Source organism: Paraburkholderia heleia NBRC 101817 (assembly GCF_000739775.1).
GTDB lineage: Bacteria > Pseudomonadota > Gammaproteobacteria > Burkholderiales > Burkholderiaceae > Paraburkholderia > Paraburkholderia heleia.
In genome coordinates, this window is the sequence record NZ_BBJH01000015.1 from 34,759 (window position 1) to 58,602 (window position 23,844).

The window sequence follows — 23,844 nt, forward strand, 5'->3', positions numbered from 1 at the left end:
CCGTGTTATCGATGAGTCTCAGGCGCTGAACAGCTCCGCGCCGATGAACGAGCCCGCTTTCGCACCGGGCGGACACGCGAAAATCGCGCTGCCTACGTGCGTTGTGAACTGGTTCATCATGTCGAATTTCGCGAGCTTTTCGTTGATCGGGATGAAGCCCGTACGCGGGTCGCCCTGGTGGGCAATGAAGATGAGGCCCGCGTCGTATTCGGTTTCCTGGCGCCACGGCGGCCAGCGTTCGATATAGAAGTCCGTGCTGTCGTTGTACGAGTACGAGCGGCGCAGAATCTGCGCGCCATTGTTCGACGCGCGGTTCGAGAGCCGCACGTGCGAGTTCTCGGGAATCAGCGGATTGCCGTCCTTGTCTTGCGCATCGAGATCGACGTTGTCGAATTCCTTCTTCTGGCCCAGAGGCGCGCCGCTGTACTTGTGGCGGCCGAACACCTGTTCCTGGAAGCCCAGTTCCATCTGGTCCCAGTGTTCCAGCGTGATACGGATGCGGCGCACCACCGTATAGGTGCCGCCCTGCATCCACGGCGCGTCGGCGGCGGTGGCCCAGACGAACTGGTTCATCGCCTTCGGGTCCGTGGTCGGCGGGTTGTTCGTGCCGTCCTTGAAGCCCATGAGATTGCGCGGCGTCTGCGCGCGCGGGCCCGAAAGAAAGCCCGCCTGGCCCCAGCGCATCGTCAGGATGCCGTAGCCCTGGCGCGCGAGCTGGCGCACGGCGTGGAAGGCGACTTGCGCGTCGTTGGCGCACGCCTGCACGAAGAGGTCGCCGCCGGTCTTTTGCGCGATCAGCTGATCGCCGTTGAAGCGCGGCAGATCGACAAGCGCGGCGGGGCGCCTGTGCGCAAGACCGTAGCGGTCCTTGTCCTGCGACGTGAAGAGGCCGGGGCCGAAGCCGAAGGTGACCGTGAGGCCCGCAGGGCCGAGGCCCAGCACGTCGCCGGAGTCGGGCGCGGGATGGTCGCCGCCCGTGCCGTCCAGCGAGGCGGCCGGCTGCGCCTGGCTCATGCGCGCCGCGGACTCGGTCCACGTGCGCAACAGGTCGATGACGTCGTCGCGCGAAGTCGTCGTGAGGTCGAAGGCCGCGACATACGTGTGTGCCTGTTGCGGCGTCACGATGCCGCCCTGGTGCTCGCCATAGAACGGCTCGACGGCGAGCATCGGGTCGGCAGGCATCGCATGGTGCTTCGCCTCGGCGGCCTGGGCGAGGCCGCTTGTAGCCGCGCCTGCGCCGAGGCTCGCACCGAGCACGGCACCGGCTTTCAGAAAGCCGCGCCGCGCGGGGCGCGAGGGTGGGTTGGAGGTATCGTCGGAGGACATGATTATTTAGCCAGCACGAGAGTGTTCACGTCGTCTTCCACGTAGTAGAAGCCGTCGGCCGCCGGGGTCAGCGCGATGCCGAAAAGGTCGCCGTTGCCCGGGGGAGTTTGCGCCTTGTCGGTATCGATCCAGCGCGCGTACAGCTGTTTTGCCGCGGCCGGGTCGATCTCGACGACCTGACCGTTCAGGGCATTCGTCACGAGCAGGTGGCCCTGCGGCGTGGCGATCATGGCGAGCGGACGATGCAGCAGGCCGTCGGCGGTGAGCTGGCGGCCCACGCCCGCGCTCGTGTCGCGCGTGAGCGGGTCTTCGATCACGTTGATGCGGTTGCCGATTGCATCGGACACGTAGAGCAGCTTGTTGTCCGCCGAAAGCGCGAGGCCGGTCGGGCCGACGAGGAACACGCCCTTGTCCGCCTGCGCGCCGAAGCCGCTCGCCACCACGGTTTCGCGCTTCACGACCGGCGGCTGGCCGTTCGGGATGTCGAGATCGAGGCGCAGCACCGTGGCCTGCTTGAACACAGGCGGATTGCCGTCCGCGCCGCCCACCCCGAAGCCGGCGTTGCTCACGAACAGCGTGGCGCGGTCGCCGTTGTCGGCCACGGCCATGTTGCCCCAGGGGTCATTGATATTCGGACTGCTGATGACCTTGGCAATCTTGCCGCTGCTGTCGAGTACGATCATGCAGCCGGCGCCCTTGGTGCCGGTGGTGCCGTCGTTGCTCGGCGTGCTCCCGACGATGACCCAGCCCGACTTGAGCATCGTCATCGCAGTAGAAAGGCCGACGCCGCCCGGGCATTCCTTGAGATCGCGCGGAATGGTCGCGAACAGCGACATCTGCTTCGTGTCGGGGTGATAGTCGATGATCGTGCTGCCGGTGCCCTGCAGGTTGGCCGCGTTGTTGAAGTTGTCGACCAGCACGTCGCCTTCCTTCACCGTGCCGGAAGAGACCGGTGCGACGAAGATCGCATACGGGTTCTGGTCGCCGTTGTCGGGCACGGTGTTGATGAGCGTGGTGTGGTGCTTGACGGTCTCGAGCAGGCCCTGCGGGTCGGCGCGGGCGGCGAGCGGCGCGCCGGCGAGCGCCGCCGCGGCGGCAAGCGCAAGCGCGGAGCGGATCGCGTGGGCCGTGCATTGCAGGAGCGTGCGCGTAGCGTGTTTCATACTGAATCTCCGTGCCTCGCGCGGCCGCCGCGCGTGCGGCAGGGAATGCGCGAGGACTTGGGGTTGTACATGGGTCGGTTGCGCCTGGCCGGGCCTAGAACGTGATGTTGGTTCGCACGCCCACCACGAAGGTGTTGCGCAGCGGTGCGGTGGGGTCCTGCGGATTCTGGCCGGCGCCCGCGTTGAACGTGTATTGCGCATCGGCCTGGAGAATCCACCACGGCGTGACCTGATACTGATAGGTGGCTTCGAGCGTGGTTTCCTGCGTGCGCACGCCGTAAGGACCGCCGGTGAACATCTGCTGGTCCAGGTCGAGGTTGTGCACGTTGTTGCCGACCTTGATGTATGTGGCGGCAAGGCCCACGCTGTCGTTATCGCGGCCCTTGAACGGCGCCTTCATCACAATGCCGAGGTTGGCCGCGAGGCTCACGAGATTGCGGTCGCCGGGCGCGCCCATCACGCGTGCAAATACGCCGATGCTGCGCGGCTCGTCCGGGTCGGGACGCCAGATCATCTGGTCGGCCACTGCATAGAAGCTGTAGTTGCCCTGGTGCTGCGCCGGGATGCCGGTCGACGCCGGATTCGCGAGCGAAAGCCCCGTGTTGTCGAAGCGCTGATCGGCGAACGGGTTGGTGTTGTACCAGAAGCCCAGCTTGTAGGTGCCAGGCAGGCTGCGATTGTCCGCGCTCACGAGTTCGCCTTCGGACGGCTGGTTGATGGCGTACTGCAGTTCGCCGATCCACAACGTGCCGTTGTGCAGATTGAAGTTCGTACCACTAAGGTTGTTCGGATCGTTGCCGAGCGGGTCGCCCGCGAACACGCCTGCGAGCGCCGTCAACGAAGGCGTGATCTGCCCGCGCACGCGCACGCCGAGACCGGCGAGCGGATAGGCCGGGCCGCCCGAGGGCATGTCGTACGACGGCAGCGCAGGCCAGCCGAACATCGTGTTGATGAAGAGCGCCGCATACTGGCTCGTGATGAATTCCTGGTCGAGGCTCTGCTGACCGATCTTCACGTCGAGGCGCTTGTCGAGGAACGATTGCTGATACCACAGTTCCCAGAGGCGCGTGGCCGGCGTCGCTTCGATGCCGCTCGCGGTATTCAGCGTGCCGAGGTTCGACGTGCTCAGGTTGGTGCCGTGAATCTGCAGCCCGCTCACGTTGAACAGACCGCCCGGAATGCCGAGCGCCTTGCTCGTGTCGACCTGCACGGTCGCCGTCGTGAGGCCGTCGTATGCGCCGCCGGTCTTGAGACCGCCGCGCAGGTTCGCCAGGTACTCGCTCGTTTCCGTGAGCTGGAAGGTCACGCCGTATTTGCCGAGCCACGGCCGTAGTCCGCCCATGTCGCCGAGCAGGGTCTGGCGCGTCCAGAAGCCGGTCCAGAAGTTCGACGGCTGCGCCTGAATGGCGAGGTCGGCTTCCGGTGCTTCAGGGGTGGCGTCGGGGTTCGCACTGCTCTGTGCGCGGGCGGCGCCGCACGCGAAAGTCGCACTTGCGGCCAGCACGGCAATGGCGCGCAACGCCGGTGTGCGCCGATGCGCCGGGCGGCCCGGCCCTGCGCTGCGCGAGCAGGCCAGCGCAGGCACGCGGACGGTTCGGGTCGATTCCATCGTATTCCTTACTTATTGAAAGGTTTGCTGGATTGAGCGCATTGGCGTTTGTTATTCGCAAGCCTCTGAATACCCGACATCTCCAGACCGCGCCATCGTACTAACAGAGAATGCAAGCGTCAACAAAAACGAGAATGATTCGCAATTGACATGCGTTGCGTCAGCACAATGCTTGCGATTTGCTGTCTTTGGTGTCATGCGACATTACAGATAGTCAGTTTCCGGCTAATCGGTCGGACGAGTGGAGTCGCTTATCATCAAAGGTGTGAGCCTACGTTTCACCATCCACTCTTCAGGGAAGCAGGCCGCATGACAAACCTCACGACACGCTACGAACTCGATCTCGATGCGTACTTCGCCCGCATCGGCTACCACGGTCCGCGCGCGGCGACCCTCGCCGTGCTGCGCGAACTGCACCGTCTGCACCCGCTTGCCATTCCCTTCGAGAATCTCGATCCGCTGACGGGGCGGCGCGTGTCGATCAAGCTCCCGGACGTCGTCGCGAAGCTCGTGACGCAGCGCCGCGGCGGCTACTGCTTCGAGCACAACACCTTGCTCGCGCACGCGCTCATGCAACTGGGCTTCGGGGTGACCCCGCTCGCCGCACGGGTGCTGTACGGGCGTGAACCCGACGCGCGCACGCCGCGCACGCATATGCTGCTGCGCGTGGAGGTGGAGGGCGATGCGTGGCTTGTCGACGGGGGTTTCGGTGCCGCGACGCTGCGCGCGCCGCTCTCGTTCTCGACGGATGCGGAGCAGCCGAACCAGCGCGCATCGTGACGTTGTCCGCCAACGAGCGCAAGCTGCAACTACACGATGGCGAGAAGTGGTCCGATCTCTATCGCTTCGAATTGACCCCGGCAGAGTGGGTCGATTACGAAGTCGCGAACTGGTACACGTCGGCGTCGCCCGAGTCATTCTTCACGTTCAGCCTGATCGCGTGCATCGCGCGCGAAGGCGGCCGTGCGATCCTGTTCAACGAACGCTTTACCGAGCGCGACGCCCAAGGCCAGGTGAGCGAGGAGCGTACGCTCGCCAATGGAGCGGAACTCGCGCAGTGTCTGCGCGAACGCTTCGGCATCGATCTCGGGCACGGCGACGCGGCGCAGCGTATCGACGCCGACGCGCTCTATGCGCGCATGACGTCGCACAGCGCCACACAGTAGTCGCGCGCCAACGCGAGTCAGCGTCGCCGCGCGCAAGGAGGGCGTCATGACTGAGCTGAAAATGACGAAAGCGCTGATGGCGAAGCTGTTCGTGCAAGTCGTGGTCTGGTTCGGATTGATGGGCGTGCTGCTGTTCGTTTCGGCGGGCACGCTGGCGTGGACGGCGGCGTGGTTGTGGCTCATCGAGTGGACGTTGTGCGGCGTGTGGATTGGCCTGTGGCTCGGGCGCGAAGATCCGGGCCTCCTCGTCGAGCGGCTCGCGCCGTTCGCGCAACGCACGCAGCAGCCGTGGGACCGCGTGTTCATGCTGTGCGTCCCGGTGGGATTTTGCGCGTGGCTGTGCCTGATGGGAATCGACGCCGTGCGCATGGGCTGGTCGCGCATGCCGTTGTGGCTCAGCGTGCTAGGCGCCATCTTCATCTTCGTCGATATCTATGCGACGCGTGCCGTCTTCGCGGCGAACCGCTTTGCGGCGCCCGTGGTGAAGATTCAGAGCGAACGCGGGCATACGGTCAGCGATACCGGCCCGTATGCCTACGTGCGTCACCCGATGTATGGTTTCGCGCTGCTCTTTCTCGTCGGCACGCCGCTCATGCTCGGTTCATGGTGGGGGCTTGCCTGCGTGCCTGTCATGGTCGTGGGGATCGGCTATCGAGCGGTGCGGGAAGAACAGACGCTCGCGGAGAATTTGCCCGGCTACCGCGAGTATCTGGCGCGCGTGCGTTATCGCTTCGTGCCGGGCATCTGGTAGTGAAGGGTCGTGCGAGACTAGCTCGCCGCGGGCGAGACGAGGGCTTGCGCGTAACGTCGATAAAGCCACGCGAGCGCCGTGGTGGTGAGCAGCGCGAACACGATATTGCCGATGCTCTGGCCAATGGCGAGTGCGGTGAGCCACCCCGGCTGCCGCACGATTTCAGGCGTGACGCCCGCGAGGCCCATGCCGATCAGCACCAGCAGGCCGCACACCGCAATGGGCAGCGCGGCGACGAAGGTGACACCGAAGAGGCTCCAGAAGTGCCCACGGCTGTCGCGCCAGGCGGCGCCGAAGGCGATCGGGCTGCCGACGGCGAGCGCCGGAAAGAGCAGCGAGAGGCGCACCGCCACGAACATCCAGATCGCGATGACCACCAGAAAGAGGAACGCCGCGCCGCCCTGGTACTGTGGCCGCAGCACGACCCAGAGCAACAGCGCGAATGCGCCGAGCGCGACCGCCAGAATGAGGCCGACCGCGAAAATGCGCAGGAACGGTTTGGCTCCGGCCGGCATGAGCGGCGCGCTGCGCTCGCCGAGCAGCACGAAGCGCGAAATCTTGAGCGTGAACCAGAGGTAGAGAAGCGAATTCAGGAGCGACGCGAGATTGCCGAGCAGAACGAGCCCGGCGGAGGGTGCCGCGCCTTCGGCCGGCACGGGCCGTCCGGCGAGGCCGAACCAGCCGAGCGCCGCGTAGATCACAAACGTCCCCGCAAGGAGAACCGGCATTTGCACGGCGGCCTGCCAGGCGCTGGCCCATGCGCGCTTGACGCATTCCATGAAGGTCATTTGTTGCATGAGGTTTTCGCACAGGTAACAGAGAGCCTACAGTCTAACGCGGCGCCGTGAAATCGAGCGCGCTCGTGCCACTCACTTCACGGCGAACAGCGTGAGATTCATGAAGACCTTGAACGCGAACCCGAGCGACACGGCCGCGCCCACGCCCGCACACCAGAGGACTACGAACCAGAGCCAGCCGGGCAGCGCGCGGCGCGCTGTCTTAGTGGTAGTGATGGGTGTCGCCATGACGCACCTTGCCTCTGAAGACCCAGTAACCGAGCATCGTGTACGCGAGGATGATCGGCAGAATGAACGCTGCGCCTGCGAGCGTGAACACCTGGCTCTCGCGCGGCGCAGCGGCTTCCCACAGCGTGAGGCCCTGTGGAATCGCGTAGGGCCACAGGCTCACGAGCAGGCCCGCGTAGCCGAGCAGCACGAGCCCGATGGCCGCGATGAAGGGCGTCCTGTGATGGCGCGCATGCACGGCCCAGCGCATCCACGCGGCACAGGCGAGCACGAGCAGCGGCACCGGCGCGAGACGCCAGAAGAGACCCGAGCGGAACCAGCGTTCGGCGATGGCCGGGTCCTGCAGCGGCGTCCACAGGCTCACGAGCGCGATGAAGCCGAGCAGCATGACCGTGAGCGGCCAGACGAGCTTGTGCAGGCGGCGCTGCAGGTCGCCCTCGGTCTTCGCGACGAGCCAGCAGCAGCCGAGCAGAGCATAGGTCGCGACAAGCCCGAAACCCGAGAGCAGGCTAAAGGGCGTGAGCCAGCCGAAGGCGTCGCCGGCGAACCGGCCGCCGTCCATCGGAATGCCCTGCAGGAACGCGCCGAGCGCGATGCCCTGGAAAAACGCCGCGCCCGTCGAGCCGCCAATGAACGCGAGGTCCCACAAATGCTTCGTACGATTGGCCTTGGCGCGAATCTCGAACGACACGCCGCGGAAGATCAGGCATGCGAGCATGAACACGAGCGGCAGGTAGAGCGCGGAAAGCACGGTCGAGTACACCACGGGGAACACGGCGAAGAGCCCCGCGCCGCCGAGCACGAGCCAGGTCTCGTTGCCGTCCCACACGGGGGCGACCGTGTTCATCATGAGATCGCGCTCGTCCTCGTCGGGAAAGAGCGGGAACACGATGCCGATGCCGAGATCGAAGCCGTCCAGCACCACGTAGAGAAGAACGCCGAGCGCGATGATCGCGGCCCAGATGACGGTGACATCCATTTGCTTGCTAGCCTCGTAACGATGAATGCGGGGCGCCTCAGGCGTCGATCAGCTGATCGGCGGCGGACATGGGGCGGCGTGCGGTCTGGCTCGCAGCGAGCGCAGGGTGGGCCACGCGCGGTTCACGCGGCCCGTGGGGCGAATCCGGCTTGATGTCGGGCAGCGCAGGCCCTTTGCGCAGAAGCTTGAGCAGGTAGTAAATGCCCGTGCCGAACACGAGGAAGTACACCGCCACGAACGCCATCAGCGACACGCCGACCTGTTGTGCCGTGAGCGGCGACACCGCTTGCGCCGTGCGCATCACGCCGTAGACCACCCAGGGCTGACGGCCGGCCTCGGTGGTGACCCAGCCCGCGAGCAGCGTGATGAAGCCCGTCGGTCCCATGGCGAGCACGAAGCGCTGGAAACCGCGCGATTCGTAGAGCGTGCCGCGGCGGCGCAGCACCCAGCCGGTCACGCCGAGCAGAATCATCAGGATGCCTAAGCCGACCATGACGCGGAAGCTCCAGAACAGCAGCGTCGAATTGGGCCGCTCGTCGGCGGGGAATGACTTGAGTCCCTTGATCTCGCCGTCCCAGCTATGCGTGAGGATCAGGCTGCCCAGGTGCGGAATGGAAACGGCATAGCGCGTCGTCTCGGCCTGCATGTCGGGAATGCCGAACAGGTTGAGCGCCGTACCGCCTTGTTCCGTGTCCCAAATGCCTTCGATCGCGGCGATCTTGGCGGGCTGGTATTCGCGCGTATTCAGGCCGTGCGCATCGCCCACGAAGGCTTGCACCGGCGCGAGCACGAGCAGCAGGCCGAGCGCCATCGAAAACATCTTCTTGATGGCGGGGTCGCGCCGTCCCTTGAGCAGATGCCACGCGCCGCTCGCGGCCACCACGAGCGCGGCCACGATGAACGCGGCGATCGCCATGTGCGCGAGACGGTACGGGAAGGACGGATTGAAGATGATCTTGAACCAGTCCACCGGCACGACGTGGCCATCGACGACCTTGAAGCCTTGCGGCGTCTGCATCCAGCTATTCGAGGCGAGGATCCAGAACGTGGAAATGAGCGTGCCGACGGCGACCATCAGCGTCGCGCCGAAGTGGGCGCGCGGGCTCACGCGGTTCCAGCCGAACAGCATGATGCCGAGGAAGCCCGCTTCGAGAAAGAACGCGGTCATGACTTCGTACATCAGCAGCGGCCCGGTGATGGGGCCCGCGAACGACGAAAAGCCCGACCAGTTGGTGCCGAACTCGTAGCTCATGACGACGCCGGACACGACGCCCATGCCGAAGGCCACGGCGAAGACCTTCGACCAGAAGAGGCAGAGGTCCTTGTAGAACGGCTGGCGCGATTTGAGCCAGCAGGCTTCGAGCACGGCGATGAAGCTCGCGAGGCCGATGGAGAGCGCCGGAAAGACGATATGAAACGAGACGGTGAAGGCGAACTGCAGCCGGGCCAGGTCGAAGGCGGAAAGTGACGTGTGCATATGCGTGCCTGTTGCTTGCTTGCCGGGAAAAGCGCGAAAGAAACGTCGCACGGCGGGGCAGTGGGGGCGCTGCGATGCTCGTGCGATGGACGTAAGCGTAGGGGAACGGCGAAGGTTTTGCTGCGCTGCGACGTGCGCTAGCGTGTCGCAGTCGTCAATATCAACAAGGCAAAAACATGCGTTAAAGCATTGATATAGATCAATTTAGATTAAACCTTCGCTGTGCAGAGGGGGCATGCGCAGGCTGTCGCGCTGCGTCAATACACCGCGTAGCCGCATGGGGTGTGGCAATGTGCCTCAGCGTGCCGTGTCAGGAATCGTGCGGGGGAAATTCAGGCGCGCCTGGCGGCACGAGCGATGCGTGCGGCGCCAGGCGGAAAAGATGAGGAATGCGATAGAAATGACGTCAGCGCGGATCGCTCCACAGCTTGCCGGCCGTCGCCCAATTTTCCGGCTTCACGTCGTGAAAGACGATGTCGACGGATTGCGGTTCGACGCCGAGCACCTTGCACGTGGTCTCGGTCAGGGCGGCGGCGAGCTCGCGTTTTTGTTCGACGCTGCGGCCTTCGAACATTTCGATGTGGAATGTCGGCATGCGGGTCTCCTGGAAAAATGAGCGAAACGATGTAATGGGCGCGATCAGTCGCGGTATGACGAATCGATGCGATCGAGCTTGCGCAGCAGCGCCGGCCATTCGAGCACGCCTTCGATCGCGCCGCCGTCGCGCAACTGTCCGGCCGTGCGTTCTGCCACATCGGGCGGCGGCACGACGAGCGGCGCGCTCCCGGCCTGCGCCTGCAGCTGGATTTCGCAGGCCTTGATGAGCGTCGCCATCAGTACATAGGCTTCGGCCACCGTGCGGCCGGTGGTGAGCGTGCCGTGATTGCGCAGCAGCATGGCCGGGTGCGCGCCGAGACTTGCCGTGAGGCGCGTGCCTTCGGCGGGCGTGAAGGCGAGGCCTTCGTAGTCGTGCCATGCGAGCTGGCCGTAAAAACGCAGCGCGTGCTGCGAGGCGGGCAGGAGGCCGTCGCGCTGGATCGACACGGCAATGCCCGCTGTATTGTGCAGATGCATCACGCACACGGCGTCGGGCCGCGCGAGATGGACGGCCGCGTGCAGCGCGAAGCCGGTGGCGTTCACGGGATGCTCGCTTGCGCCGACGATACGGCCTTCGGTGTCGATCTTGACGAGGTTCGAGGCGCGCACCTCGTCGAAGGTAAGCCCGAACGGATTGATGAGGAAGCGGCCTGCCTCGCCCGGTACGGCGGCGGACACGTGCGTGTAGACGAGGTCGTCCCAGCCGTTGAGCGCGATGAGGCGGTAGGCGGCGGCGAGATCGACGCGCAGTTGCTGCTCGGCGGCGGAGCGCGGCGCGGCTTCGGCGCAGGTGCTCGTCGGGCGATGGGCGAAAGACATGGCGATTCCTTCAGCGGACGATGGACTTCTCAGGCGGCGTGGGTGACGCAGATTGTGCGCGCAGGCGTTGCGCCGCCGCGTGCATGCTCCAGCTTGCCAGCACGAACGGCGCGCTCAGCGCGGGCAGTGCGCAGCGCACGGCGGCCAGATGCAGGGCCGCGGCGAGCATGGTCGCACAGATCACGGCGCGTGTGCCGAGTGCGTAGACGGCGAGCGCGGCAAGCGCGCCGTTGAAGCCGGCGAAGCCTGCGCCGAAGGCATCCGGGCTCGCGCCGCATGCGAGTTCGAGCGCGCTCGCGAGCGCCGTGCCGCCGAGCGCATAGGCGGCTGCGCGCCGAGACGACCAGGCGAGGCCGGCGAGCACGCACAGGCCCGCCGCCGCGCCCGAGGCAAAAGCGGTTTGCGCAAGGCCGCTCAGCACGCCGGCGGCAGTGTGTGCGGCGGCCGCGAGCGGTGTGGCGTGCGGGTCCGGAGCGGTTGCGGTGATGGCGCCGGCGATGGGGGCGCTGCCCGGGTGCAGCGGCAGCCAGATCCAGGTCGCAATGAGGCAGGGCACCGAATACAGGCCGAGCCGGGCGCGAGCGAGGCGGCGCTCCAGCGGCCCGGCGATCCACGCGCTCGCGCCGCCCGCGATGAGTGCGAGGGCGGCCGCCGTGCCCGCATCGCCAACGAAGGCGAACGCCGCGAGCGCGGCGAGTGCGCCGTTGTAGCCTGCGAGGCCGTCGCGGATCGCCGTTTCCGCGTGGCCGGCGACGACCGCGCAAACGTTGGCCGCGGCGGCGCCGAGCAGGGCGGCGCACGCGAGCCGCCAGTCGGTGAGCGCGAGCGCCGCGAGCAGGCACGCGCCCGTTCCCGCATGGGCTTGCAGCACGATCTGGCCGAGGCTGCGCAAAAGCGCGCCAACGGCGGCGGTATCGGCGGAGCGGGCAGTGGCGCACGAAGCGCCGGAGGCGGCGGAACATCGGGCGGACATGGCGAAGGCGTGGCGTGCGGGCGTGTGCGTGTGCGGCCCCCCCGTGCGAGGCGCACGGCCGGCCAGACTGCGAGCATAGGCGATGCAGCCCGCCTCGCCCATGCGCGTGAGTTGATAGTTGCTATTTGTCGCCGGGTTACGATATGCGTACGGCGGTTCCGGTGGTCATCCAGAGACAGGGGGCGAGCGATGCGTGAAGTGCGTTGGGCATCCGAGACGGGCGAGGGCATCGAGCATCTGGCGTTCGATGCCCATTGCGGCCCGAAGTTTGGCGAAAAAGGCGACACGATCCGCGCGGAAAGCGTGGTCATCGGCGAGCGCTACGGCAAGTCTTATGGCCTGTGCTACGCGATCGAGTGCGACGCGCACTGGCGCGTGCGCTGGGCTGCGTTTCGCGTGATGGGCGGCCGTTCGCTGGTGCTCCACAGCGACGGCAAGGGCCATTGGACCGACGGCGAGGGGCGCGCTCTGGAGGCGCTCAACGGCTGCATCGATATCGACATCGCCGCGACGCCATACACGAACACGCTGCCGATCCGGCGTCTGGGCCTCGCGCGCGGCGAGCGCCAGCCGATCCGCGTGGCGTACGTCGCCGCGCCCGAACTGGAGCCCAAGCCCGTCGAGCAGGCCTATGTGTGCATCGAGCGCGATCGCGAGTATCGCTACGAGGGCATCTTTCGCGACTTCACGGCGAACTTGCGCGTGGACGAAGACGGGCTCGTGATCGACTATCCCACGCTGTTCCGGCGCCTGCCGCCGCCGGACCGACAGGACCGACAGGACCGATAGGACCGATAGGACCGACGACAAGACGCTTACGCCGCGCCGCCCGCGCTCTTGCCGAACAGCAGTTGCTCGATCAGCGTGTTGTCGATGGTTTCGTTGTTGAGCGTGCGCGCGAGGAGTTCGCCCGCGAGCAGTTGCGGCGAAAACACCATATCCGGCTGCAAGAGACGCAGCCGCTGCAGGTTGCGGCTGTCGTTGACGAGCGCCACGGTGCGCACCTTCGGCGCAATCTCCTTGATCGCGAGAATCACGAAGGCGTTCTCGGCGTCGTCCGAGCGCAGCGCGAGCGCCGCGAGCGCGGTTTCGGCGCCCGCGTTGTGCAGCGTGGCGGTGTCGCTCGCATCGCCGACGATGAGATCGGCCTGCGGCGGATAGTTGTGCGGGGTGTTCGGCGCGACGACCACGGTCGCCGCGTAGCCGCGCTTGAGGAGCCCCGCGTACACGCTATGCGCGAGCGGCGACGCGCCGACGATCAGATAGTGGTTCTTGCGGGTCACGTTGGAAATGCCTCCCTTCACGATGCGTTTCAAATGGCCGCCGATCACGGGCCCGATCACGGCGCTGATCGAAGTCGCGAACACGGTGATGCCGAGCACGATGATCGAAGCCGTGAAAAGCCGCGCGGTGTCCGAACGCGGCACGATATCGCCGTAGCCGACCGTGGACATCGACACGATCGAGAAGTAGAACGCCGTGACGAGATTGCGGATAGGCGGGTCGAAATCGCCGCCGAGATACAGCGAGCCGAACACCGCATAGACGACCAACGAGCCGATGCTCAGGAATGCGAACAACGAGCCCGCGGCGACGCTCGCGCGATCGAAGTGGCGCCAGTAGTAGATCAGCGCGCAGGCGAGTGCGACCGAGAAGCCGGCGAGCGCGTGGCTGCGATAGTCGCCCCACAGGCAGATGCTGGCGGCGCCGGCGAGCAGCACCAGTGAAAGCACCCACGCCACGCGGGCGCGCAGCGCGATGCCGAACGACATCATCGTGAGGCCGGTCGCAACGAGCGCCTGGGGCAGCGCGAGCACGCCGAACGCGTTGATGAGCGCGATCCAGTCGTCGAACCAGCTGCCGCGCGCGTGTTCGAGCGCTTTCTGCGCGACCGGGCGCACCAGCAGCAGGCCGTCGATCACCAGCAGCACGGCCAGGTAGCCGTGCGGCACGAGCCCTCGGGCGAGGCCGCGCAGGCGGCGCGCGTATGCGTTCATTGCTGCGCGTGTTGCGTCGATTGCGTCGGTTGCGCCGGTTGTTCAGATTCTGCCGGTTGCGTCTGCACGATGTGCAGCTCGCGCGTGCGCACGGGCAGCGAGCAGTGCGCGTCGTTGAGCGCCTGGCGTACCTGGCGCGACAGCTCCCAGCGCATCTCCCAGAATGTGTCGATGTTCGACCACACGCGAATGTTGAGCACGGCGGTGCTGTCGTCGAAGCGCGCCACCATCACTTGAGGCGCGGGAGAGGCCAGCACGCGCGGGTCGGCGGCGGCGAGCGTGCGCAGGGCGTCGATGGCGCGGTTCACGTCGTCGCGCACCGACACCTCCACTTCGAGGTCGAGCCGGCGCGTGGGATTGCGGCTGTAGTTGCGGATCGAATTGCTCCACAGCGCGCTGTTCGGCACGTATTCGCAGATGCCGTCCGGTTTCGTGAGGCGCGTGGTGAAGAGGTTCACTTCCTCGACGGTGCCCGCGACGCTGGCGCCGGCGCTGCCGTCGATATAGTCGCCCACCTTGAACGGCCGCAGCAGCAACAGCATGATGCCGGCCGCGATGTTCTGCAGCGTGCCCTGCAGCGCGAGACCAATGGCGAGACCGGCCGCGCCGAGCACGGCGACGATGCTGGCGGTCTGGATGCCGATCTGCGAGAGCGCGCCGATCACGGCGACGAGGCGCACGCCCCACACGGCGGTGTCGCGCACGATGGGCCGCAGCGTGGGGTCGATGCCGCTGCCGCGCCGCTTGATCCAGTTGCCCACACGCCGGGAGAGCCACCAGCCGAACCAGAGGATCGCAAACGCCGCGCACAGGCGCAGCGCAAGCGCGGAGAGCGCGTCCCACAGGAAGCTCCAGTTGGACGGGTGCAGGTGTTCGAGGAGGGCTTGCATGGAGAATCAGTCCTTGTCTTCGGAGCCTTGGGTCTGGCTCCGTTGCGAAAGGACGTATTGTACGAGCGGCGTTTCGCTCGCGGCGCGCGCGTGCCGCGCCGAAACGCTTTTGAGGGTGGCGTGTCAGCCCTTGGGCGGCGTATCCGCGCCTGGCCCGAGCGTGCGCTGCATGAGCGCGGTGTCGCGCCACTCGCCGTGCTTGAAGCCCACGCCGCGCAGCGTGCCGGTCAGCGCGAAGCCCAGCCGCTCGTGCAGTTTGAGCGAGCCGCCGCACGGGTCGGCGACCACGGCGATCATCTGCCGCCACGGGCCGGCCTCGCAGCGCTCGATCAGCGCGTTGAGCAGCGTGTGGCCGAGTCCGCGGCCGCGAAACGCCTCGTCGATATAGATCGAGTCTTCGATCGTGAAGCGGTACGCCGGACGCGGCCGGTAGGGCGTGGCGTAGCAGTAGCCCGCCACGCGGCCGTCGATTTCGGCGACGAGCCAGGGCAGGCCGTGTTCGCGCAAAGCGGCGTGGCGGCGCAGGAGTTCGTCGAGCGAGGGCGGCGTCTCCTCGAACGACGCCGTACCGTGCAGCACGTGGTGTGCGTAGATCGCGGCGATGGCGGGAAAGTCGTTGGCGGTGGCGTCGCGCACGTGCGCGTCGGAGTGCGGGTTCATCGATTAAAGCGAGGCACGAAGGAGGTTTGCATCCCTCACTATGCCTCGCGCGGGCGCGCTTTTGAAGCGCGCCAAAAATCCCGGCCTAGACGCGCTGCGTGCCCGCGCGATTCGCGAGAGCGGAAGCGCCGCTCGCGCGCCCGAAGCGCCGCGCGCCTGCCACGCACGCGATCACCACGGCGGTGACGGCGATCATCGCGGGCGGCACGGACTCGTGCAGCAGCAGCGCCGCGAGCACGAAGCCGAAGAACGGCTGCAGCAGCTGCAACTGCCCGACGCCCGCAATGCCGCCGAGCGCGAGCCCGCGATACCAGAAGACGAAGCCGATCAGCATGCTGAAGAGCGACACATACGCGAACCCCCACCACGAGGCCGCGCCCACTGCGGCGAACGACGCGGGCCGCAGCCACCACGCGAGCGGCGCCATCACGGGCAGCGAGATCACGAGCGCCCAGCAGATCACCTGCCAGCCGCCCAGGCGCCGCGAGAGCCGCGCGCCTTCCGCATAGCCGAGCCCGCACACGACGATCGCGCCGAGCATGAGCGTGTCGCCAGGCGGCGAGGCGTCGATGCCGCGGCGCAGCGCGAACGCCACCACGGCGGCGCTTCCCAGCGCGGAAAAGATCCAGAAGGCCGGCTGCGGACGCTCGCCCGCACGCAGCACGCCGAATATGGCCGTGGCAAGCGGCAGCAGGCCGACGAACACGATGGCGTGCGCCGAACTCACATGCTGGAGCGCGAGCGCCGTCAGGAGCGGAAAGCCGACCACCACGCCGAGCGCAACGATGACGAGCGGCCAGAACTCGGCACGCGCCGGCCGCGCCGCGCGCAGCCCGAGAAGCAGCAGCGCGCCAAGGCCGCCCGCGATGCTCGCCCGCGCGACGGTGAGGAACACCGGGTCGAGGCCGAGCACGGCGATCCGCGTGGCGGGCAGCGATCCGCTGAAGATAAGGACGCCGGCGAGGCCGCAGAGCCAGCCGTCGGTGGTGGAATCGAGCGTTTTGCGCATGGATCTCGTCAAGGGGAAACATCGGGGATCGATCCGCCGATGATGCGCGCCGCGCCGCGCGAGGGTAAGCTACAGATCAGTACAATTTATTCAAACTGTATTGAACACGGAGCAGTACAGATGAAAGACGGAACGAGGACACACGTCCTGCCCATGACGCGCGTCGAGCGGGTCATGCAGGCGCTGCGCGAGCGCATTGCCGCGCGCTCGCTGGCGGCGGGCGCGCGCGTGCCGTCCATCCGCGCGATGAGCGAGCAGCTTGGCGTGTCGAATTCGACGGTGGTGGAAGCCTACGAGCGCCTCGTCGCCGAAGGTGTGCTCGTCGCGCGGCGCGGCGCCGGATTTTTCGTGGCCGGGCACGCGCCGCCGCTCGCGCTCGCCGCGCTCGGGCCGCAGCTCGACCGCGAGATCGATCCGCTCTGGCTCACGCGCCAGTCGCTGCAGACCGAGGCCGATGCGTTGCGGCCCGGCTGCGGCTGGCTGCCTGCCTCGTGGCTGCCGCAGGACGCCGTGCGGCGCGCGCTGCGCGCCCTCGCACGCGACCCGCGCGCGCCGCTCACCGATTACGCGTCGCCTCCCGGCTTGCCGGCGCTGCGTCAGCAGCTGGCATGGCGGCTCGGCCAGCACGGCGTGGAGGCCGCGCCCGGGCAGATCGTGCTGACCGACGGCGGCACCCAGGCGCTCGACCTGCTGTGCCGCTTTCTGCTGGAGCCGGGCGACACCGTGCTCGTGGACGATCCGTGCTACTTCAATTTCCAGGCGCTGCTGCGCGCGCATCGCGTCCGCGTGGTCGGCGTGCCGTACACGCCGGCGGGGCCGGATCTCGCCGCGTTCGCGCGCATCCTGGCCGAATCGCGCCCGCGCCTTTACGTGACGAACTCGGCGGTCCACAACCCCACTGGCGCGACGCTCGCGCCCGCCGTCGCGCATCGCCTGCTCAAGCTCGCGGAGGAACACGACCTCCTGATCGTCGAGGACGACATCTTCGCCGACTTCGAGATCGAGCCCGCGCCGCGCCTCGCGGCCTTCGACGGGCTCGCGCGCGTGGTGACGATCGGCAGCTTCTCGAAGACGATGTCGGCGGCGGCGCGCTGCGGTTTCATCGCGGCGCGCGCGGACTGGATCGAACCGCTCGTGGATCTGAAGCTCGCGGTCTCGTTCGGCAATGGGGAGATGGTGGCGGCACTCGTGCACCGCCTGCTCGTGGACGGCACGTACCGGCGGCACCTGGACGGCCTGCGCGCGAAGCTCGCCGACGCCATGGGCGAAACGCTGCAGCGGCTCGCGGCGCTGGGCCTGACGGCGTGGACGCGCCCGCAGGCGGGACTCTTCGTATGGGCGCAATTGCCGGACGGACTGGACGCCGCGCGGATCGCGCGCGAGGCGCTGGTGGAAGGCGTGGTGCTCGCGCCGGGCAACGTGTTCAGCGTGTCGCGCAGCGCGAGCGATTTTCTGCGCTTCAATGTTTCGCAGTGCAATCGTCCGAAGGTCTACGAAACATTGCAGCGTGCGATGGAGCGGGTGGCGCAGCCTGCATGAAGCGGCCACGCCCGTGCATCACGGTTCGTGACGCAGATAGCCTTCCTTCGACGGATCGCGCATGCGCCACGACACGATCAGCGAAATCGCGCACAGCGCGGTCACATACCAGTAGAACGTGGACTCGCTGCCGGCCGACTTGAACCACAGCGCGACGTATTCGGCCGAGCCGCCGAACAGCGCGTTGGCCACCGCGTACGAGAGGCCCACGCCCATCGCACGCACTTCGGGCGGAAACATCTCGGCCTTGATGAGGCCGCTGATCGACGTGTAGAAGCTGACGATCGCGAGCGCCACCGTGATCAGCGCGAACGCGGCCACCGGGCTCGATACGTCCTTGAGCGCATGCATGAGCGGCACGGTGCCGATCACCGCGAATGCGCCGAACAGGATCATCGACGTGCGGCGGCCGATCTTGTCGGACAGCGCGCCGAACACCGGCTGCATCAGCATGTAGACGAAGAGCGCGCAAGTCATCACGTTGCTGGCGGTTTTCGCGTGCATGCCGGCCGTGTTCACGAGGTACTTCTGCATGTAGGTCGTGAACGTGTAGAAGATCAGCGAGCCGCCTGCCGTGAAGCCCACCACCGTGAGGAACGCGCCCTTGTGCTGCCACACGCCGCGTATCGTGCCCGCATCGCGTTTGTGGCGCGACTCGCTCGTCGAGGTTTCGTCGAGCGATTTGCGCAGATAGAGCGAGATCAGCGCGGCGAATGCGCCGACCACGAACGGAATGCGCCAGCCCCAGGCCTTCAGTTCTTCGGTGGACAGCGTTTGCTGCAGGATTACGAGCACGAGGAGCGCGCAGAGTTGGCCGCCGATCAGCGTGACGTACTGGAACGACGCGAAGAAACCGCGCCGGCCCTTGAGCGCGACCTCGCTCATGTAGGTCGCGCTCGTGCCGTACTCGCCGCCTACCGAAAGGCCCTGGAAGAGCCGCGCGACGAGCAGCAGGAACGGGGCGAACGCGCCGATCTGCGCGTAGGTGGGCAGCATGGCGATCACGAGCGAGCCGCCGCACATCATGAGCACCGAGATCATCATCGCGCTGCGGCGGCCGTGGCGGTCGGCGATGCGGCCGAACAGCCAGCCGCCGATGGGGCGCATGAGGAAGCCCGCGGCGAACACGCCGGCGGTGTTGAGCAACTGCGTGGTGGTGTTGCCGCTCGGGAAGAACGCGGGCGCGAAATACAGCGCGCAGAACGAGTAGATATAGAAGTCGAACCACTCGACGAGATTGCCCGACGAGGCGCCGACGATGGCGAATACGCGCCGCCTCGTGTCTTGCGCGGATAGCGTGGTTTGGTCGATCTGGACGTCCATGGGCGGGTGTTCTCCTGGTTTGTGTGTTTTGTGGCGAGCGGCCGTCACGCAGCCGTCGTGGGAGTTGGAACGCGCGCCGCCGGGTCCCGGCGCGCGAAGCCCGCAATTTTAGCTAACTGTAATTAAATGTGTGGAAAATGTAATGATGACGTGAAAGGGCTCCGAACTGGCCCGATCAGGCCGATGTGATGCGGATCGCGGGGCACAAAAAAGGCCGGCGGGGAGCCGCCGGCCGGAGGGGGAAACAGCAGAGGAGACAGCAGGGGAAACGCGCTCAATGCTGCTTGCGCAGCGGCACGTCGCGCAACAGCCACGACAGCGCGAACGAAAACACCACCACGATCGCAGCCGCGAGATAAACCGTGTGGAGCGCGCCGGCGAACGCATCGAGATACTGCGCGTGCAGCGTGGGCGGCAGATGGCGGATCACGTCGGGCGTGAGCGGCTGGGGCAACTCCACGTCGGCGGCAAGCACCTTTTCGAGCCGCGCGTGCAGCCCATGCGAGAACACGGCGCCGAACGCGGCCACCCCGACCGAGCCGCCAATCGAGCGGAACAGCGTTGCGCCCGACGTGGCCACGCCCATGTGGCGAAACTCCACGGCGTTCTGCACGGCGAGGACCAGCACCTGCATCACCATGCCGAGGCCGCAGCCGAGCAGGCCCATGTAAAGATACATGAGGTGAATGGGCGTATCGATCTGCAGGCGCGCGAGCAGCATCATCGCCACGGCCACGAGCGCCGTACCCGCGACCGGAAACATGCGGTACTTGCCGATCTTGCTGATGATGCGGCCCGTGATGATCGACATGACGAGCACGCCGCCCATCATCGGCAGCATCTGCATGCCGGCCTGCGAAGGCGTCGAGCCCTTCACCACCTGCAGATAGAGCGGCAGGAAGGTGACCGAACCGAACAGCGACACGCCCACGATGAAGCCGATCAGGCTCGCGAGCACGAAAGTGCGCTCGCGAAAGAGTGCGAGCGGCATGATGGGTTCGGCGGCGTGCTTTTCCTCGTGGATGAAGCCCGCCACGGCGACAATGCCGAGCAGCAGCGTGAGCCACAGCGTGGGCGACGTCCACGGCAGCAGCGAGCCGCCCTCGCTCGTGAACAGGATCAGGCAGGTGAGGGCGGCGGCGAGCCAGCCCGCGCCCATGTAGTCGATCACGTGCTTCACGTGCGCGGCGCGCGGCTTGAACACCGCGCCGATCACCACGAGCGCGATCGCGCCCAGAGGCAGGTTGATATAGAAAATCCAGCGCCACGACAGATGCTCGACGAGAAAGCCGCCGAGCAGCGGCCCGATCACCGTGGCGATGCCGAATACGCCGCCGAACATGCCCTGATACTTGCCGCGCTGCGCGGGCGGGATCACGTCGCCGATGGCGGCCATCGTCACGACCATCAGGCCCCCGCCGCCGATGCCCTGCAGGGCGCGCAGCACGATGAGCTGCTCCATGTTCTGCGCCACGCCGCAAAGCGCCGAACCGATCAGGAAGATGACGATAGCGGCCTGCAGCACGATCTTGCGCCCGAACAGGTCGCCGAACTTTCCGTATAGCGGCACGACGATCGTCGAGGTGAGCAGGTAGGCCGTGACGACCCATGAGAGCCGGTCGAGCCCGCCCAGCTCGCCGACGATGGTGGGCAGCGCCGTCGAGACGATGGTCTGGTCGAGCGCGGCCAGCAGCATGACGAGCAGAAGCGCCGGAAACAGTAGCCGGATCGGCGGATGGCCGCCCCGCGGATGGCCGCCGGCATCGGCAGTCGCCGGGCCCGACGCCGGCGCTGCCGCGTTCGCGTGAGCGCCAGCCCCCGTCGTAGCAGGCACAGGGTGTTTCGTGCTGGATTCCGTCATGTCCATCTGTCTTGAAATTAATTAATTCGGAGGTTAATATTAGGACAATTATTCCAGTTGGTCAAAATTCATTTCGTTACCCGATAAAACGCCTATGAAAGTGCCAGAACCCACCCCCGACAGCGCAGCCGGCACGCCGGGCCGGATCGCCGGGCGTCGTCCCGGCCGGCCGAGCGGCGGCGTGGGCGGGGCGGAGCAGCGCGAGCGTCTGATCGAAGCCGCACTTGCGTTGTTTGCGCGCCTGGGCATCCTGGACACCTCGCTTGCCGCCATCGCCCGCGAGGCAGGCGTGACGCCCGCGATGGTCCATTACTACTTCAAGACGCGCGATCAACTCATCGACGTGCTGATCGACGAGCGTTTCGTGCCGCTGCGCGAGGCGCTTGGCGACATTTTCGCGGAGCATCCCGACGATCCCGTGGCGGCGCTCACCGCGCTGGTGCAGCGCTTCGTGGCGTTGGGGCAGCGCTATCCGTGGTTTCCGCCGCTGTGGGTGCGCGACGTCATCAGCGAGGGCGGCGTGCTGCGCCAGCGCATGCTCGAGCGCCTCGGCCGCGAGCACCAGGAGCAGGCTCACACGGCCATTGCGCGCTGGCAGCGCGAGGGGCGGCTTAACGCGGCGCTGGAGCCTTCGCTGCTGTTCCAGTCGCTGATGGGCCTCACGCTGCTCCCGCTCGCCACCAGCCGGATGTGGCGCGGCGATGCGCGGCAGCCCCACGTCGGGGTCGAAGCGATCGCACGCCATGCGGTCGCGCTCATCACCGAGGGCGTGGGGCCAGGGCGCATCGAAGCACGAACCGACACCGGCATCGATACCGATTAGTGGCCGGCTTGCGCCGTGGTACGCTCCGTGACCTTTGCGGCACGGTCCGTGCGCAGTGCCGCGCGAATGTTTCCCGGTCGAGGTCCGGTCTGCCTTCTGCTTCCGCTTCTTCCCGCGCTGGTGCGAACAAGGCGCCCGCCATCGTCTGGTTTCGCGACGATCTTCGACTTGCCGACCAGCCCGCGCTCGCGCAGGCTGCAGCGAGCGGCCTGCCGCTGATCTGCGTCTGGATCCACGATCCGCACGCCTGCGGCGAGCGTCCGGCGGGCGGCGCGGCGCGCTGGTGGCGCCATGAATCGCTGCGTGCGTTCGAAGCGTCGCTGGCTGCGCGCGGCGGCCGTCTGCTTCTGTTACAGGGCCGCGAAGCGGCAACGCTGGACGCCCTCGTCACGGAAACCGGCGCGCAAGCCGTGTACTGGAACCGCCGCTACGGCCTGGCGCAACGCGAGGCCGATCGCGCCCTCAAAATCTCGCTGCGCGAGCGCGGCGTCAGTGTCGAGAGCTTCAACGGTCAGCTCCTCAAGGAGCCGTGGACGGTGCTCAATCAGTCCGGCGCGCCGTTCCAGGTTTTTGGCGCCTACTGGCGCGCCTGTCTGCGCATGGGGGATCCGCCGCAGCCGAAAGGCGAGCCCGAACGGATGATTTTTCAATCGCTGCCAGCACGTGTTACCCAACGCGCATCGAAACTCGACGCGCTCGGCCTGGCTCCTCGCGCGCCCGACTGGTCGGGCGGCTTGCGCGCGGTTTGGCCCGCAGGCGAGCAAGCCGCGCTGGAGCGCCTGCGCGCGTTCCTCGCCACCGGCCTCGACGCCTACGCCGGCGAGCGCGACGAGCCAGGCGACGCCGCCACGAGCCGCCTCTCCCCGTATCTCGCCGTCGGCGCGATTTCGCCGCGCCAGGTGTGGGCAGCGCTCAAGGCGGCGCAGCATGCGCACGGACGCGGTTCGGCGCGGCGCGCGGCGAGCGCCGAGAAGTTCGCGAGCGAACTCGGCTGGCGGGAGTTCTGTCATTACCAGCGCTTTCACTACGTAGATCTGGCAACGCGCAACCTGCGTCCCGCTTTCGACGCCATGCCGTGGCGCAAGGACGCCGCTGGCCTGAAGGCGTGGCAGCGCGGCCTGACCGGCTATCCGCTCGTCGATGCCGGCATGCGCGAGCTCTGGCACACGGGCTGGATGCACAACCGCGTGCGCATGGTCGTGGCGTCGTTTTTGAGCAAGCATCTGCTGGTCGACTGGCGCGCGGGCGAGTCGTGGTTCTGGGACACGCTCGTCGATGCCGACCCGGCCAGCAACCCGGCCAACTGGCAGTGGGTGGCGGGCTCGGGCGTGGATGCCGCGCCGTACTTCCGCATCTTCAATCCGGTGCTGCAGGGCCAGAAGTTCGACCCGCGCGGCGCTTACGTGCGGCACTGGGTGCCGGAGCTGGCGGGCTTGCCCGATGCGCTCGTGCACCAGCCGTGGAAGTCCGGCGCGCAGCAACTCGAAGCGGCGGGCGTGCGCCTCGGCAAAACTTATCCAGAACCTGTCGTCGAGCATGAACTGGCGCGCCGGCGTGCACTCGAAGCCTATGCACAAACCGGCAGCGCCAGGGGCCTCGGCGCTTCGCGACAGGGCCCGAAGCAGAGCGCAAAACAGCGTGCAAAACAGGACGGCAAAGCGTGAGCGCGGCCGTCATCGGGCTGTCTTGTGATGCGGCTATCGTGCGCGGCGCGGATGAACGCTCGCGCGGCACGCAGGAACCGGACGGCATCAAGATTGCTCTATCAGGACGGCCCGCGTTGCCGCGGGCCCGGCGCGACTCCGGGCTCGTCGCCTTGCGGCACTCGGCCTGACAGACAGAAAGACATGTAAGCAA

Annotated in this window: 22 protein-coding genes and 1 pseudogene; 7 read left to right on the forward strand and 16 right to left on the reverse strand. The window is 67.0% G+C overall.

From position 1 onward, the window contains the following. Positions 1-18: 18 nt before the first annotated feature. The 3 genes from efeB to BHE01S_RS14340 all read right to left on the reverse strand — a co-directional run bounded on the left by efeB (position 19) and on the right by BHE01S_RS14340 (position 4,098). Positions 19-1,326 (reverse strand): iron uptake transporter deferrochelatase/peroxidase subunit, encoded by a 1,308-nt coding sequence (gene efeB / locus BHE01S_RS14330; protein ID WP_042265115.1) that lies wholly within the window; start codon positions 1,324-1,326, stop codon positions 19-21. Positions 1,327-1,328: 2 nt separating this feature from the next. Beyond that, positions 1,329-2,489, reverse strand: coding sequence for an NHL repeat-containing protein (locus BHE01S_RS14335; protein WP_042265117.1), 1,161 nt, complete (start codon positions 2,487-2,489; stop codon positions 1,329-1,331). Positions 2,490-2,583: 94 nt separating this feature from the next. Continuing rightward, complete coding sequence (locus tag BHE01S_RS14340; protein ID WP_084068869.1) at positions 2,584-4,098, reverse strand: carbohydrate porin; 1,515 nt, start codon at positions 4,096-4,098, stop codon at positions 2,584-2,586. Between the two features lie 309 nt (positions 4,099-4,407). Here BHE01S_RS14340 and BHE01S_RS14345 point away from each other — a divergent pair. Together BHE01S_RS14345 and BHE01S_RS14350 are read left to right on the forward strand one after the other, a co-directional pair. Continuing rightward, a pseudogene (locus BHE01S_RS14345) lies at positions 4,408-5,264 on the forward strand (arylamine N-acetyltransferase family protein). A gap of 73 nt (positions 5,265-5,337) precedes the next feature. Then, positions 5,338-6,015 carry a methyltransferase family protein gene (locus tag BHE01S_RS14350; RefSeq protein WP_042265309.1) on the forward strand — a complete coding sequence of 226 codons (678 nt, stop codon included), beginning with the start codon at positions 5,338-5,340 and terminating at the stop codon, positions 6,013-6,015. Between the two features lie 17 nt (positions 6,016-6,032). On the opposite strand, the gene BHE01S_RS14355 is transcribed toward BHE01S_RS14350, so the two are convergent. The 7 genes from BHE01S_RS14355 to BHE01S_RS14380 form a co-directional block, all read right to left on the reverse strand. After that, the gene (locus BHE01S_RS14355) at positions 6,033-6,812 is read right to left on the reverse strand and encodes a hypothetical protein (protein ID WP_157025387.1); all 780 of its coding nucleotides are present in this window, start codon (positions 6,810-6,812) and stop codon (positions 6,033-6,035) included. Between the two features lie 72 nt (positions 6,813-6,884). Then, positions 6,885-7,040 carry a hypothetical protein gene (locus BHE01S_RS38410; RefSeq protein ID WP_167337685.1) on the reverse strand — a complete coding sequence of 52 codons (156 nt, stop codon included), beginning with the start codon at positions 7,038-7,040 and terminating at the stop codon, positions 6,885-6,887. Further along, complete coding sequence (gene cydB / locus BHE01S_RS14360; RefSeq protein ID WP_042265120.1) at positions 7,015-8,019, reverse strand: cytochrome d ubiquinol oxidase subunit II; 1,005 nt, start codon at positions 8,017-8,019, stop codon at positions 7,015-7,017. Before cydB ends, BHE01S_RS38410 begins: the two co-directional genes overlap by 26 nt. Positions 8,020-8,056: 37 nt before the next feature. Next, positions 8,057-9,496: a cytochrome ubiquinol oxidase subunit I gene (locus BHE01S_RS14365; protein ID WP_042265122.1), complete on the reverse strand. Its 1,440-nt coding sequence runs from the start codon at positions 9,494-9,496 to the stop codon at positions 8,057-8,059. Positions 9,497-9,902: 406 nt separating this feature from the next. Then, the gene (locus BHE01S_RS14370) at positions 9,903-10,091 is read right to left on the reverse strand and encodes a 4-oxalocrotonate tautomerase (RefSeq protein WP_042265124.1); all 189 of its coding nucleotides are present in this window, start codon (positions 10,089-10,091) and stop codon (positions 9,903-9,905) included. Between the two features lie 44 nt (positions 10,092-10,135). Then, positions 10,136-10,912, reverse strand: a complete 777-nt coding sequence (locus tag BHE01S_RS14375) for a class II aldolase/adducin family protein (RefSeq protein WP_042265126.1) — start codon at positions 10,910-10,912, stop codon at positions 10,136-10,138. A gap of 10 nt (positions 10,913-10,922) precedes the next feature. Beyond that, on the reverse strand, positions 10,923-11,885 hold the full coding sequence (locus BHE01S_RS14380; protein WP_063769088.1) for an urea transporter: 963 nt from the start codon (positions 11,883-11,885) through the stop codon (positions 10,923-10,925). A gap of 189 nt (positions 11,886-12,074) precedes the next feature. Between BHE01S_RS14380 and BHE01S_RS14385 the strand changes: the two genes are divergently transcribed. Beyond that, on the forward strand, positions 12,075-12,674 hold the full coding sequence (locus tag BHE01S_RS14385) for a putative glycolipid-binding domain-containing protein (protein ID WP_042265127.1): 600 nt from the start codon (positions 12,075-12,077) through the stop codon (positions 12,672-12,674). Between the two features lie 26 nt (positions 12,675-12,700). Here BHE01S_RS14385 and kch read toward each other — a convergent pair whose 3' ends face one another. The 4 genes from kch to BHE01S_RS14405 all read right to left on the reverse strand — a co-directional run bounded on the left by kch (position 12,701) and on the right by BHE01S_RS14405 (position 16,441). Next, a complete protein-coding gene (gene kch, locus BHE01S_RS14390) occupies positions 12,701-13,882 on the reverse strand; it encodes a voltage-gated potassium channel protein (RefSeq protein WP_042265129.1) in 1,182 nt (393 codons plus the stop codon). Then, positions 13,879-14,772 (reverse strand): mechanosensitive ion channel family protein, encoded by an 894-nt coding sequence (locus BHE01S_RS14395; protein ID WP_042265132.1) that lies wholly within the window; start codon positions 14,770-14,772, stop codon positions 13,879-13,881. Before BHE01S_RS14395 ends, kch begins: the two co-directional genes overlap by 4 nt. A gap of 123 nt (positions 14,773-14,895) precedes the next feature. Continuing rightward, positions 14,896-15,432 (reverse strand): GNAT family N-acetyltransferase, encoded by a 537-nt coding sequence (locus tag BHE01S_RS14400; protein WP_042265135.1) that lies wholly within the window; start codon positions 15,430-15,432, stop codon positions 14,896-14,898. An 85-nt stretch (positions 15,433-15,517) separates the two neighbouring features. After that, positions 15,518-16,441 (reverse strand): DMT family transporter, encoded by a 924-nt coding sequence (locus BHE01S_RS14405; RefSeq protein WP_042265137.1) that lies wholly within the window; start codon positions 16,439-16,441, stop codon positions 15,518-15,520. A 174-nt stretch (positions 16,442-16,615) separates the two neighbouring features. Here BHE01S_RS14405 and BHE01S_RS14410 point away from each other — a divergent pair, with 174 nt between their 5' ends. Continuing rightward, positions 16,616-17,980, forward strand: coding sequence for an aminotransferase-like domain-containing protein (locus tag BHE01S_RS14410; RefSeq protein WP_157025402.1), 1,365 nt, complete (start codon positions 16,616-16,618; stop codon positions 17,978-17,980). Positions 17,981-17,998: 18 nt separating this feature from the next. Here BHE01S_RS14410 and BHE01S_RS14415 read toward each other — a convergent pair whose 3' ends face one another. Together BHE01S_RS14415 and BHE01S_RS14420 are read right to left on the reverse strand one after the other, a co-directional pair. After that, the gene (locus BHE01S_RS14415) at positions 17,999-19,303 is read right to left on the reverse strand and encodes an MFS family transporter (protein ID WP_042265140.1); all 1,305 of its coding nucleotides are present in this window, start codon (positions 19,301-19,303) and stop codon (positions 17,999-18,001) included. Between the two features lie 274 nt (positions 19,304-19,577). Beyond that, on the reverse strand, positions 19,578-21,164 hold the full coding sequence (locus tag BHE01S_RS14420; protein ID WP_042265312.1) for an MDR family MFS transporter: 1,587 nt from the start codon (positions 21,162-21,164) through the stop codon (positions 19,578-19,580). Between the two features lie 94 nt (positions 21,165-21,258). Here BHE01S_RS14420 and BHE01S_RS14425 point away from each other — a divergent pair, with 94 nt between their 5' ends. From BHE01S_RS14425 to BHE01S_RS37800, 3 genes are all read left to right on the forward strand, one after another. Beyond that, on the forward strand, positions 21,259-21,987 hold the full coding sequence (locus BHE01S_RS14425; RefSeq protein ID WP_042265142.1) for a TetR/AcrR family transcriptional regulator: 729 nt from the start codon (positions 21,259-21,261) through the stop codon (positions 21,985-21,987). Positions 21,988-22,076: 89 nt separating this feature from the next. Then, a complete protein-coding gene (locus tag BHE01S_RS14430; RefSeq protein ID WP_084068877.1) occupies positions 22,077-23,651 on the forward strand; it encodes a cryptochrome/photolyase family protein in 1,575 nt (524 codons plus the stop codon). Beyond that, on the forward strand, positions 23,648-23,821 hold the full coding sequence (locus BHE01S_RS37800; protein ID WP_157025390.1) for a hypothetical protein: 174 nt from the start codon (positions 23,648-23,650) through the stop codon (positions 23,819-23,821). Before BHE01S_RS14430 ends, BHE01S_RS37800 begins: the two co-directional genes overlap by 4 nt. Positions 23,822-23,844 lie beyond the last annotated feature (23 nt).